Annotated in this window: 10 protein-coding genes; 1 reads left to right on the top strand and 9 read right to left on the bottom strand. The window is 71.0% G+C overall.

The features are described 5' to 3' along the window. Positions 1-3: 3 nt before the first annotated feature. Complete coding sequence (locus AC07RV_RS12595; RefSeq protein WP_093343319.1) at positions 4-1,029, bottom strand: ABC transporter substrate-binding protein; 1,026 nt, start codon at positions 1,027-1,029, stop codon at positions 4-6. A gap of 170 nt (positions 1,030-1,199) precedes the next feature. On the opposite strand from AC07RV_RS12595, the gene AC07RV_RS12590 reads away from it, so the two are divergent. After that, positions 1,200-1,814 carry a MarR family winged helix-turn-helix transcriptional regulator gene (locus tag AC07RV_RS12590; RefSeq protein ID WP_093343321.1) on the top strand — a complete coding sequence of 205 codons (615 nt, stop codon included), beginning with the start codon at positions 1,200-1,202 and terminating at the stop codon, positions 1,812-1,814. Between the two features lie 4 nt (positions 1,815-1,818). On the opposite strand, the gene AC07RV_RS12585 is transcribed toward AC07RV_RS12590, so the two are convergent. From AC07RV_RS12585 to AC07RV_RS12550, 8 genes are all read right to left on the bottom strand, one after another. Then, a complete protein-coding gene (locus AC07RV_RS12585) occupies positions 1,819-3,270 on the bottom strand; it encodes an HD domain-containing phosphohydrolase (protein ID WP_296778618.1) in 1,452 nt (483 codons plus the stop codon). Positions 3,271-3,351: 81 nt separating this feature from the next. Further along, positions 3,352-4,146, bottom strand: a complete 795-nt coding sequence (locus AC07RV_RS12580; RefSeq protein ID WP_296778620.1) for an alpha/beta fold hydrolase — start codon at positions 4,144-4,146, stop codon at positions 3,352-3,354. Between the two features lie 107 nt (positions 4,147-4,253). After that, a complete protein-coding gene (gene fhuE / locus AC07RV_RS12575; RefSeq protein ID WP_296778622.1) occupies positions 4,254-6,728 on the bottom strand; it encodes a ferric-rhodotorulic acid/ferric-coprogen receptor FhuE in 2,475 nt (824 codons plus the stop codon). A 68-nt stretch (positions 6,729-6,796) separates the two neighbouring features. Beyond that, positions 6,797-7,786 carry a FecR domain-containing protein gene (locus tag AC07RV_RS12570; protein ID WP_296778720.1) on the bottom strand — a complete coding sequence of 330 codons (990 nt, stop codon included), beginning with the start codon at positions 7,784-7,786 and terminating at the stop codon, positions 6,797-6,799. Between the two features lie 17 nt (positions 7,787-7,803). Then, on the bottom strand, positions 7,804-8,316 hold the full coding sequence (locus AC07RV_RS12565; RefSeq protein ID WP_296778624.1) for a sigma-70 family RNA polymerase sigma factor: 513 nt from the start codon (positions 8,314-8,316) through the stop codon (positions 7,804-7,806). A 92-nt stretch (positions 8,317-8,408) separates the two neighbouring features. After that, the gene (locus tag AC07RV_RS12560) at positions 8,409-10,880 is read right to left on the bottom strand and encodes a TonB-dependent siderophore receptor (RefSeq protein ID WP_296778627.1); all 2,472 of its coding nucleotides are present in this window, start codon (positions 10,878-10,880) and stop codon (positions 8,409-8,411) included. Positions 10,881-11,003: 123 nt separating this feature from the next. After that, positions 11,004-11,999: a FecR domain-containing protein gene (locus AC07RV_RS12555; protein WP_296778630.1), complete on the bottom strand. Its 996-nt coding sequence runs from the start codon at positions 11,997-11,999 to the stop codon at positions 11,004-11,006. Continuing rightward, positions 11,996-12,532, bottom strand: a complete 537-nt coding sequence (locus AC07RV_RS12550) for a sigma-70 family RNA polymerase sigma factor (RefSeq protein ID WP_296778633.1) — start codon at positions 12,530-12,532, stop codon at positions 11,996-11,998. Before AC07RV_RS12550 ends, AC07RV_RS12555 begins: the two co-directional genes overlap by 4 nt. Positions 12,533-12,564: the final 32 nt, after the last annotated feature.

The following is a 12,564-nucleotide window of genomic DNA, read 5'->3' as shown; positions in this document are numbered from 1 at the left end:
CGCTCAGCGCGCGACTTCGCGCTGCCAGCGGCGGGTCCACTCGGGCATGGACTTCGCGACCTGCTCGGGATCGGGCAGCCAGAGCTTGTCGAAGGTCTCCTTGTACGGAACGATCTTCGCGGCCTTGTCGCTGAGCTTGACCTGCGTGTTGACCGGGCCCGCGTACTTGCGCTCGGCGAAGCAGGCCTGGCCTTCCTTCGACAGCACCTCGTCGATGTACTTGAGCGCGAGCGCCGGCGACTTCGCACCCTTGGGAATCACGAGCGCGGGCAGGATGCCGACCGCGCCCTCCTTCGGATAGACGATCGCGAGCGGCAGGCCCTTGTCGATGGCCGAGCCCGCGCGGTCGGGGTACCAGACGGCGGCGGCGATCTCCTGGCGCTCGAACAACGAGACGATCTGGTCGGCCTGCGTGTAGAGCGTGACCGAGGCCTTGGCGATCGGCTTCACGGCCGCGAAGCCGGCGTCCATGTTGCTCAGCTCGCCGCCCTTCATGCGGTTGAGCGCCATCAGGAACTGCGAGCCCGAGGTGCCGCTGATGTCGCCGATGGCGAGGCGGCCGTCGTACTCGGGCTTGGCGAGGTCGGCCCAGGAGGTGGGCGGGGTCTTGATCTGCTTGGTGTCGTAGACGATGACGGTGGCGCCCGTCATGAACACGATGTACTGGCCGTCCTTGTCGAGCGCGCGCGGCGAGATGTCGGCGGCGTTCGCGAGCCTGGACTTGTCGATGGTCTCGAGCAGCTTCTCGTTCTTGAGCTGCGCCGCGAGCGAGTTGTCGATGTAGACCACGTCGAAGTCGGACTTTCCGCCGGTCGCGCGGATGGCCGCGGCGAACTGCGAGGAACTGCCGAGCTTGAGCGCCACCTTGGCGCCGGTCTTCTTCTCGAACGAAGCGATGTGGCAGGTCTTCGAGTCGTCGGCGAAGGAGCCGCCGAAGATGCCGACCACCAGCTCCTCGGCGTGCAGCGCACCCGACATCAGCAAGGAGGCAAAGCCCAGGGACAGGCAACGTGCGAGCGCGGTTTTCATGGAAGCGACTCCTGTGAGGGCGAAGGCTGGAGGGGATCGAAGCGCGATTCGATTCACTTTATCTTTTGCAAAAGATAAACGCAAGGCATTTAAGATAGGTACCAACCCGCTGCCGCGCGATGCACCAAGACGCATCGCGAACGCACGGAAATCGCCATCGAAAGGACGCCATGCAGCACAAGGACGATGCATCGAAGAGCCCGCCGCGACCCCGCGGTGCCAAGGCGCGCGAAGCGCTCGAGGTTCCCGCGCCCGAGGCCTTGCAACCCGCGACCGGTGGCGACCTCGTCGAGCGCGGCATCCGGCAATGGCGCACCGAGCGGCCCGACATCGACAGCAGCGGCAAGGCGGTGGTCGGCCGGCTGCTGCGGCTCGAGGAAGTGGTGCTGCGCACCATCAACGCGGTGCTGCAGCCCTTCGGCATCAAGTACCAGGAGTACGCGGTGCTCGCGACCTTGCGCGTGGCCGGCGCGCCCTATCGGCTGTCGCCCTCGCGGCTGCAGAGCACGCTGCTGTTCACCTCGGGCGGGCTGTCGAACCTGCTCAAGCGGCTCGAGCAGGAAGGGTTGGTCAAGCGCTCGATCCATCCCGACGACGGCCGCGGCGTGCTGGTGAAGCTCACGGCCAAGGGCATGCGGCTGGCCGACGAGACGATGCCCAAGCATGCCGCCGCCGAGCTGCATCTGCTGCGCATGTTCGACACCGGCCAGCGCGAGGCGCTCGCCGGCCTGCTAAGCCAGATGATGACGGGCAACGCGCCCGAGACCGGCCCCGAGCCGGGCTGAAACCTCAGAGCAGACCGAGCGTCATCGCCTTGAGCGTCGCGGCCGCGCGCGTGGTGCAGCCGAGCTTGCGGAAGATGTTCTCGAGGTGCGCGCGCACCGTGCTCGGGCTGATGCCGAGCGTGCGCGCCGCCTCCTTGTTGCTCTCGCCGAGGCTGATGCGGCCCAGCACCTCGACCTCGCGCGACGAGAGCAGGGCATTGGCTTCGCCTTCCGCGGCGGGCGTCTTCGCGGCCACCGATTCGCGCCCCGTCAATGCGGCGACGGCGGCCGCATCGAGCCGGCCCTGCTCCGCCTCGCGACGCAGCTGCGCTTCCGCCTCCGCGGCCGCCAGCGCGGGCCGGCCCGGCGCGCCCGTGTGCAGCAGCACCCAGCGCACCGCCGCGGCCAGCACGCGTTCGGCCGTGCCGATCGCCGCGCCCTTCACGCCGCGGAAGAAGCCCGAGCCATCGAGCCGCTCGTCGACGAAGGAAGCGATCTCGGCCTCGGCCCGCAAGGTCTCGATGCGGCGCGCGGCACGCTCGGTCCAGTAGGGCACGAGGCGCAGCCGCTCCTTGTCGGCTTCGCTGCGCAGCTTCGGCGAATCCCAGACCGCGTTCGGCACCGAGGCACGGCCGATGCCATGGATCAGCGCGGCGCGCCGCACCTGCTCGCAGGCTGCGGCATCGAGCCCCAGGCCTGCGGCGCAGGCGGCGGCCGCTTCGGCCACGCGGCGCGAGAAGCCGGTCATCCACGGCATCTTGAGATCGATCACGTCGGCGATCAGCTCGAGCGGCGCGAGCGCGTCGCGCAGCGCGCCCTCGGGCGCCTGCAGGTCGGCCGCGGCGCCCTGGTCGAGCGCGTGCAGCCAATCGACTGCGTGCTGCTGCGCGACTTGCACCAACGCCGCGGGATAGCGCCCGTCGGCGCGCTCGGCGATCTGGCGCAGCGCGCTCTGCAGGCCATGCGTGCGCGAGAAGATCTCGAGATCGCCCGCGAGCGTGGCCAGGTACACCGCCTCCGGAATATGCGGCGCGGCCAGGCCCGCGGGTTTGCCGCTGCCGTCGAAGTTCTCGAACATGTGGCGCAGCGGCCGCTCGACCGCCTCGGGCAGGCCGAGAAAGCGCGCGATCTCGCCCGACACCTCGCAATGGATCTCGGCCAGCGAGCCGACCGTGCCCGCGAAGGCCGCGGCCTCGCGCGCCGAGGCTGTCGCGAGCATCGCGCGGCGCCCGCCGACGTCGTCGCCGAGCAGGTCGGAGAACTCGGGCGCGTTGGCGGTGCAGCCCGACCAGCGCAGCAGCGCGACGCAGGCCGCGTGGCCCTGCGCCGCATCGTCCCGGCCCATCGCCTGCGCCAGCCGCGCGGCGATCCACGCCACGCGCGCCGAATGGTCGATGGGCTGGCCCATGCTGAGGTCGCCGACGAAGGCGAGCGCCTTGATGGCATCGAAGAGCGGGACGTGGGCGGTGGGCTGCAAGGCGAAGGATCCGGTGGAAGACGACGGCACGGCGTGCCGGCCGCGAACGAACGCGGCGCGGCACGGCACGCGGCCGGCACCTTACTTCGACTGGCGCACGGCGTCCAGGATCACCTCGGCCACCTTCGCGGGCTGCGCCTGCTGCGGCACGTGGCTGGTGTTCAGCGTGGTCACGTGCGCGCCGATGCGCTTGGCCATGTCGCGCTGCAGCGCGGGCTGGATCATGTGGTCGGCGCTGCTGACGATGTACCACGAGGGCTTGGTCTTCCAGGCGGCGGCCGACACCTTCTGCTCGAAGGCCTTGGCCTGGATCGGGCCCTGCGTCACGGCCATCACGCGCGTGGTGGCGGCCGGCAGGTCCTGCGCGAAATGCTTGCTCATGCCCTCTGGCGTGAGGCGCAGGAAGCCCGAGGCATCGGCCGCGATGTGCGCGAAGCCGGGCGGCGCGGGGTAGTCCTTGCCGAGCTCGCCCGAGTTCTGGCCCGCGTCGGGCGCGAAGGCCGCCACGTAGACCAGCGAGGCGACCTTGTCGTTGCCGCCGGCCTCGGTGATCACGGTGCCGCCCCACGAGTGGCCGACCAGCACCACCTTGCCGGGCTGCGCGTCGATGGCGCGCTTGGCGGCGGCCACGTCGTCCTCGAGCGAGGTCAGCGGGTTCTGCACCGAGACGACGTTGACGCCCTTGGCCTGCAGCAGCGGGATCACTTTGGCCCAGTCGGAACCATCGGCGAAGGCGCCGTGCACCAGCACCACGCTGGGCGATGCATTGGCGGCGGCGGCCGCGGCCGGGCCCGCCGCGCTGGCGGCCGTGACGGAGAACGAGAGGCCGACGGCCAGGGCGGCGGCGGCGAGTTGGAGGCGTTGGAAGTGCTTCATGAGAGGGTCTTGGCAAGGGAGTGACGGGAGCCGCTACTGTCGGCCGCGGCGCCTTTTCGCGCCATTGGACGAATGTCCGATCGGGCCCGGCTTCCCTCGCCGCGCCCTCAGAACTTGTAGTTCAGCGTCGCCACCGCATTGCGCGGCGTGCCCGCGAAGGCCTGCCCGTCGATGTTGACGTTGTAGCGCTTGTCGAACAGGTTCTCGATGTTGAGCTGCAGCGACAGCCGCGGCGAGACCGCGTAGCGCGCCATCAGGCTGAAGACGGCGCGCGAGCCCTGCGTGTAGCGCATGTCGACGTCACCCACGCTGAACGGGTAGTACACGCGGTTCTGCCAGTTGACGCCGCCGCCGACCGTGAGCTGGTGCCAGCGGCCCGGCAGCCGGTAGGTGGTGAACAGCGTGGCCAGCGTGGTCGGCATCGAGGGGTTGATGCGGTCGCCGCTGCCCTCGCGCCCGAGCGTGCGCGCGATGCCCGCGTTGACCTGCCAGCCCTCCGCCAGCTCGCCCGACAGCTGCAGCTCGATGCCCTTGGTGACGACGCCGCGCGCGCCGTAGTAGGCGCCATCGGTCGAGCCGGGCACGAGGCGGGTGCCGTCGCGCTGCGCCACGTTCTCCTGCTCGGAGCGGAACAGCGCGAGCGAGCTGTTGAGCCTGCCGTTCAGGTGCTCGCCCTTGAGGCCGATCTCGTAGCTCTTGCCGGTCACCGGGTCGAGGTAGCGGCCGCTGGTGTCGCGGTAGTTCTGCGGCTGGAAGATGTCGGTGTAGCTCGCGTAGGCCGAGTAATGCTCGCCCAGGTCGTAGATCAGGCCCGCATAGGGCGTCAGCACTTCGTGGCGGCGCGTGGTCCGGTCGTCGGCCGTGAGGCGGGTGGCACGCCAGTCGTTCTGGCGCGCGCCGAGGATGAACTTGAGCGAATCGGTGACCGAGAAGCGCGCGGCGCCGTAGTAGCCGGTCTGGCGCAGCTTGTCGATGCCCGACACCTCGAGCTGGCCCCAGCTCGGCTCGGGATACCCGCCGTTCCAGAGGTAGAAATTGCCGACCTCGGGCAGCGCGCTCAGGCGCACGTGGCTGGCCTGCACATAGCGCGACTGGGTGTTGCTCAGCCCCAGCACCAGTTCGTGCTTGCGCCCCAGCAGCTCGAACGGGCCGGTGGCCTGCAGGTCGAGGCTGTTCTGGCGGAATTCGTGCTCGAAGTAGCCGGGCAGCGAGCCCAGCCCCGTGCCGGTGAGGCGGTCGAGGTCGCCGAACAGGTAGAGCAGCTTGGCGTTCTGCTTGCTCTGGCGATGCGAGGCATTGGCCTTGAGCTTCCAGCCGTTGCCGAAGGCATGCGTGAGGTTCGCGAACAGCGTGGTGTTGGTCGCGTCCCAGTGGGTCCAGGGCGTGCCGATGCTCTTCGAAGCAGCCCAGTTCGCGGGGCCGCCGTCGCCGAAGGTCAGCGGCAGTCCGCCCCAGGTCGATCCGTTCGGGCGGCTGGCCTGGGAGTCGATGCCCACGCTCAGCGAGGTGGCGGGCGTGAGGTCGGCATCGACCACGCCGTACAGCACGTGCTTGCGGCCGTGGTAGCGCTCGAGGAAGGAGTCGCGGTCCTCGGTCATGCCGATGACGCGGGCGCGGACGCGGCCGTCCTCGGTCAGCGGGGTCGAGAGGTCGACGGTGGCGCGGCGCAGGTTCCACGAGCCCAGCGCCAGCGAGGCGCTGCCGGCGAACACCTTGCTGTCGGCATGCTTGCGCACCAGGTTGACCGAGGCCGAGGGATTGCCGGCGCCGGTCAGCAGGCCGGTCGAGCCGCGCACGATCTCGATGCGGTCGTACAGCACCGGGTCGTTGTTGGAGGCGCCGAAGAAGTCGGTGGTGACCGTGGTCGGCACGCCGTCGTACTGGTAGTTGTCGATGTAGAAGCCGCGCGCGTAGAGATCGGTGCGGTCGCTGTCGGAGCTGACCGCGAACACGCCGGTGACGCTCTTCATGGCCTGCCCGAGCGAGAGCAGGTTCTGGTCCTCGATCTGCTGGCGCGTGAGCACGGTGACCGACTGCGGCGTTTCGCGTGGCGACAGCGCCAGGCCGGTGGCCGCGGCGGTGGCGCGCGTGGTGTACGAGCCGGTGCCTTCGGTGGTGCCGCTGCGGTCGGCCTCGGCCGTGACGGTGACCGGCGCCAGCGTGCCGATGCCGGTCTGCGCGCCGGTGGCGGCATCGGCACCCGCTTCGCGCCGGCCCAGCGTGTAGCTGCCGTCGCTGCGCGCCACCACCTGCAGGCCGCTGCCCGCGAGCAGGCGCTCGATGGCCTCGCGTGCGGTGTAGCGACCCGAGACCGCGGGGCTGCTGCGGCCCTGCGTCAGCGCGGGATCGAAGGACAGCGCGATGCCATTGCCGACCGCGAAGCTGGCGAGCGTGCGGCCCAGCGGACCGGCGGGAATGTCGTAGGCCCGGGGCACCGCGGCATCGAGCGGCAAGGGTTCGGCCGCCAGGGCCGGCGGCGCGGCCAGCCCGGCGAGGGCGAAGGCCATCAGCGCGTGGCGCAGGGCGGCGTGGAAGCGGCGCTCCGCGCTGGCGCGCGGAACGGACGGACGGGATGCGGACATGGAAACGGGCCTTTCGGTTGGCAGCGGTGGGTTCTTCCCCTCCTTGCCAGCCGAAACGAAGAAAAGTCTCACCCCTGGGCGGAAATATTTCTGGCCACCAGCGTGACCCAATAGCCGCGCAGCCGCGTGAGCGCATCCACCGGATAGGTCGACACCAGCATGCGCAGCACGCGGTCGGTGTCGTCCAGCGGGAAGGCGCCCGAGATGCGCAGCCCGGCGACGGCTGCCTCGCACCGCAGCGCACCGGGCCGGTAGCGCGACAGCTCGGCCGCGAAATCGGCCAGCCGCATCGCGTCGGCCAGCAGCATGCCCCGGGTCCACGCCACGCGGCTCTCGTCCGCGGGCGCGAAGGCCTCGATGCCGTCGGCGCCGAAGCGGGTCTGCTGCCCGGCCGGCAGCACGCGCGACGCGCCGCGCTCGGGCGTGACGCGCACCGCGCCCTCGAACACCGCGACCGCGGTCGCGCCCTCTTCCTCCCTGCGCACGCTGAAGCGCGTGCCCAGCGCCTCCAGCGTGCCGCCGCCGGCCTGCACGCGGAACGGCCGGTGCGCCGCGGCGGTGTCGGGCGCGGTCGCGACCAGGATCGCGCCCGCATGCAGCACGAGCAGGCGCTGCGCGGCGTCGAAGCGCACGTCGACCGCGCTCGCGGTGTCGAGCGTGAGACGGCTGCCGTCGGCGAGCTGGAGTTCGCGGCGCTCGCCGGTGGCCGTGCGGTGCTCGGCGGTCCAGCCGCGCTCGCCCGCGAAGCGCCAGCCGAGCCAGCCCGCGGGCACGGCCGCCAGCAGCGCGGCCAGCCGGCCGATGGCGGCGCGGCGGCCGCCATGGCGCGAGGAGCGCGCGAGCGACGGCATGGCCAGCGCCGACGGCAGGCCGCCGAGCTTGTTCATCAGCAGCTCGGCGCGCGCCCAGGCACGGGCATGGTCGGGGTGGCTCTGGCGCCAGCGCTCGCAGGCGCGGCGGTCGGCATCGGTCGCGGCGCTGTCGTGCAGGCGCATCAGCCACTCGGCGGCCTCGTCGAGCACGCGCGGCGGCAGTGCCGCCGATGGCGCGTCGGCCATGGAGGACGGCAGCGCGCTCACGCCATCAGCGCCAGGCAGCCGCGGAAGCCCTGCTGCATGTAGCGCTTGACCGTGACCAGCGACACGCCGAGCTCGCGCGCGATGTCCTCGTACTTCAGGCCCTCGATCTGCGACAGCAGGAAGGCGCGCCGCGCGGCCGGCTTGAGGCTGTCGAGCATGGCGTCGATCTCGTGCAGGGTCTGCAGGATGATCAGCCGCTGCTCGGGCGACGGCGCCTCGGGCTCGGGCATCACGGCCAGCGCCTCGAGGTAGGCGCGCTCGAGCGCCTGGCGCTGGTACCAGTTCACCAGGATGTTCTTGGCCACGCTCGTGAGGTAGGCGCGCGGCTGCGCGATCACCTCGGGGTTGCGCGCGGTCAGCAGCCGCGCGAAGGTGTCCTGCGCCAGGTCGGCCGCGTCGAAGGAATTGCCGAGCTTCCTGCGCAGCCACGACTGGAGCCAGCCGTGGTGGTCGCTGTAGAGGGTGTGGACTTGCTGGAAGTCGGCTTCGGTGGCGGGAATGGCGGACACGGCGAACGGCGTTGGCGGCCGGGCTGCCGCGCACAAATAAGAATTGTTCTCATTTTAGACGGATGCCTGTGCCCTCGCCGTCCGCCGCCGACTCAGAGCTTGGGCGTGTACTTCACCGTGAACATCAGGTTGCGCGGGTCGCCATAGTTGTTGTTGCCGTTGGTCTCGTTGAAGGCCGGGATGTAGTAGCGCTTGTCGAACACGTTGTAGACGTTGAGCGCCAGGCTCAGCTCGGGCGTCGCCTGGTAGGCCACGCGCGCGCTCCAGACCATGAAGCCCGGCACCTTGAACGAGCGGTCGTAGCCCAGCGTGCTGCTCTGCACCGTGAAGCCGCCGCCCACGCTGAGCCGGCTCCATGCGCCCGGCAGCCGGTAGTCGCTCCACACGCGCAGCATGTGCCGCGGCGTCCACTGGCTGAAGACCTGGCCCTGGTTGTCGGGGTCCTCGAGGAATTGGGTCGTGTTGTAGGTGTAGCCGGCCGTGAGCTGCAGCCGCGGCGCGATCTCGCCGCTGAGCTCGGCCTCGAAGCCTTGGCTGCGCACCTTGCCCGAGGACTTGTAGCAGTACCAGTCGTCGCAGGCGTAGCCGTTGTCGTAGTCGGTCACGGCGCGGTTGCGGTGGTCGTAGCGGAACACGGCCAGCGAGGCATTGAGCCGGCCGTCCATCAGCTCGCCCTTCAGGCCCAGCTCGTAGTTGCGGCCGGTGATCGGCTTGAGCGGCTCGTTGTTCAGCGCGCGTTCGGACTGCGGTTCGAACACCTCGGTGACGCTGCCGTAGGCCGACCACTGCCGGTCGAGCGCGAACACCAGGCCGACATAGGGCGTGATCTTCGTGTTGGTGCTCACGGTGCTGCGGGTGTCGCGGGTGCGGTCGGCATAGAGGTAGTCGTACCAGCTCGCGCGCGCGCCGAGGATCGCCGTCAGCGGCTCCGCGAGCTTCACGCGCCAGCTGCCGTACAGGCCCGACTGGCTGATGTCGTACTCTGTGTGGCTCTTGGTGCCGCCCGCTGCGAGGATGGTCTCGTAGTTCTGCGCCGGCCGGTAGTGGTCGGGCGCGAAGATGTTGCCGCCGCTCGTGAAGCGGCGGCCGAAGCGGTCCTTCGAGGTGTACTTGGCGTAGTTCGCGCCGACCGTCAGGTCATGCTCCAGCGACAGCGCCTCGAAGCGGCCGCGCACATAGACGTCGAGCCCGGCCTTCTTCGAATCGAACAGGTTGTCCCAGTCGGCGAAGCTCAGCCCGCTGCCGTCGGGCTGCACGTTGCCGTGCATGCGCTGGTGCTGCGAGGCATTGCGCTCGTTCATGCGCAGCGCCGAGGCCTTGAGCTTCCAGTTCGCGTTGAAGCGATGCTCCAGGTCGGCATAGAGGGTGGTCTGCTCGCTGTCGTGGCGGTTCCACCAGGCACCCGTGTACACCGAGCGCGGCAGCCCGATATCGCTGCCGTCGGGATAGCGCGGAAAGCCGCGCAGCATGGGGCGGCCGCTGCCCTTCATCTGGCTGATGCCCAGGCCGAGGGTGGTGTCCGGCGACAGGTCGTAGTCGATCGCGCCGTAGAGCGAGCGCGTGCGGCTCCAGACGAAATCGGTGAACGAATGGCTGCGGTCCTCGTCGAGCACCACGCGTCCGCGCAGCGTGCCCTCGGCATTGAGCGGCCCGCCCGCGTCGAGCTGCGCGCCGTAGTGGTTCCAGCTGCCCGCCTTGCCGGTCAGCACCAGCGTCTTCTCGGACTGGCCGCGCTTGCGCACCAGGTTGACGGCGCCGCCCGGGCTGCCCGTGCCCTGCAGCAGGCCCGCCGCGCCGCGCAGCACCTCGAGGCGGTCGTGGAACACCAGCGCCTCGGTGGCCCAGTTGCCCAGCGAATACCAGTTGCGCGGCACCGGCACGCCGTCGTACTGCCAGGCGTCGATCTGGAAGCCGCGCGACGACAGCACCATGCCCGGCCCCACGCCCTTCACGCCGACCACGCCTGTGACGGCATTGGCCGCGTCGCGCAGGTCGACGAGGCCCTGGTCGTCGAGCCGCTGGCGCGTGAGCACGCTGACCGACTGCGGGATGTCCTTCGCCGCCTGCTCGCCCTTGCCGATCGTCAGCAGCGGCGCGGCATAGGCGCGCGTGCCCTCGCTGGTGGCGCTGCGCACCGGGGCCGCCGTGACGGTGATCGGCGCGAGCGTGGCGCCCGCCGCATCGCTCTCGGTGCCGGCCGCGGACGGGCGCAGCACATAGGCGCCGCCCGCGCCGCCGGCGGCCTCGAGCCCCGAGCCCGCGAGCAGGCGCGCGAAGGCTTCGCGCACGCCATGGCTGCCCTGCAGGCCCGGCGATCGCTTGTTCTGCACCAGGGCCGGCGGCATCGTGAGGCTCAGGCCCGCGGCGGCGGCGAAGCTGGCGAGCGCGTCGTCGAGCGGGCCCGCGGCGATGCTGTAGCTCCTGGGTTGCTCGGCCTGGGCCGTGGCGTCGGCGCCTTGCGCCTGGGCCGCGGTGCCGCCGGCGGCGCAGGCCATGGCGAGCAAGGCGCCGTGCACCGCGCGCGCGATGCGGGAATCGAAGAAAAACGGAGGGCGACGGGCCATGAGGAGAGATCTCGCAAGAAGGTGTGAAGTGGCTGTTCCTCAAGGCTTCACACGCGAGAAGAAAAAAAGGGACACGGCGCGGCGGATTTTTTTTGCCGGCCGGCCCGGCGCGCTCGCGCGCCCTCAGCTGCCGGCTGGCACCACCGTCACCCAATAGCGCGTGCGCGACATCACCTGCACCGGCAAGGCCTGCGGCAGGCTGTCGAGCACGGGCGTGGTGTCGCGCAACTGGAAGACGCCCGAGACGCGCAGCTCGGCCACCGCGGGATCGCAATGCAGCACCCCGGGCCGGTAGCGGCCGAGCTCGGCGAGGAAATCCTGCAGGCGCATGTTCTTCACGCGCAGCACGCCGCGCGACCAGTCGTCGGCCCCCGGGTCCAGCGCGCCCGGCGCATCGACCGCCAACGCGGAGAAGCCGGCCTGCTCGCCGGCGCGCACCACCACCACGAGACCCTGCGCATCGTCGGGCCGGACCTCGACCGCGCCCTCGAGCACGCCCACGTGGCTGCGCCGGTCCTCGCGCTGCCGCACCACGAAGCGCGTGCCCAGCGCGCGCAGCCGGCCCTGCGCGGTCTCGACCACGAAGGGGCGGTAGGCGGGGTCGCCGGCGGGCACGCGGTCGGGCGCGGTGTCGATCAGGATCTCGCCCGCGCGCAGGCGCACCCGTCGCAGCGTGGCGTCGTAGGCCACGTCGATGGCCGTCGCGGTGTTGAGCTGGATGCGCGTGCCGTCGGGCAGCCGCACTTCGCGCCGCTCGCCGGTGGCGGTGCGGTGGTCGGCCAGCCATTCGCGCGCCGGCGAGGCGCGCCATGCGACCCAGCCGGCGGGCACCGCGGCCAGCAGCAGCGCGAGCGCCTTGACCGCGGCGCGGCGGTCGGCCCGCACCGTGCGCCCCAGCGCGGGCATCGCCAGCGCGCCCGGCAGCAGGTCGAACTTGCGGCTCACCTGCTCGGCGCGTTGCCAGGCATCTTCATGGGCCGGATCGGCCGCGCGCCATTGCGTCCAGCGCATGCGGTCGGCCGCCGTGGCCTCGCCCGACTGCAGCAGCAGGAAGCCCTGGGCGGCCTGCGTGGCGACGGCCTTGTCGACCACCACGCGCTGCGCGCTCGCAGCGCTCATACGGCCAGCAGGATGCAGTGCGCCATCGCCTCGGCCATGTAGCGCTTCACCGTGCGCTCGCTCACGCCCAGCCGCGCCGCGATCTCTGCATAACCCAGCCCTTCGAGCTGCGCCATCAGGAAGGCCTGTCGCACCGACGGCGCGAGGCCGTCGAGCATCGCGTCGATCTCCTGCAGCGTTTCGAGAATGATCGCCTGCTGCTCCGGCGACGGCGCCAGCGGCTCGGGCATCGCGCCCAGCGCATCGAGGTAGGCCTGCTCGAGCGAGCGCCGCCGGTACAGGTTCGCGAGCAGGCGCTTGGCGACGACCGTCAGGTAGGCACGCGGCTCGCGCAGCTGCCAGTCGCCCTGCTTCTCGGGCGTGTGATCGGGCGCCGTGAGGATGCGCAGGAAGGTGTCCTGCGCCAGGTCCGCGGCGTCGAAGGAATTGCCCAGCCTGCCGCGCAGCCAGCCCAGCAGCCAACCGTGGTGGCCACGGTAGAGGGCATGGACATGTGCATGGGGCTGCGGGTAAAGGGCGGAATCGGCGTTCATTCTTCCGAACGGCGTGCGGGGATCGCGGCCTC

This window comes from Variovorax sp. GW821-FHT09B01 (assembly GCF_059418345.1).
This window is presented reverse-complemented; position numbering and strand designations above follow the sequence as displayed.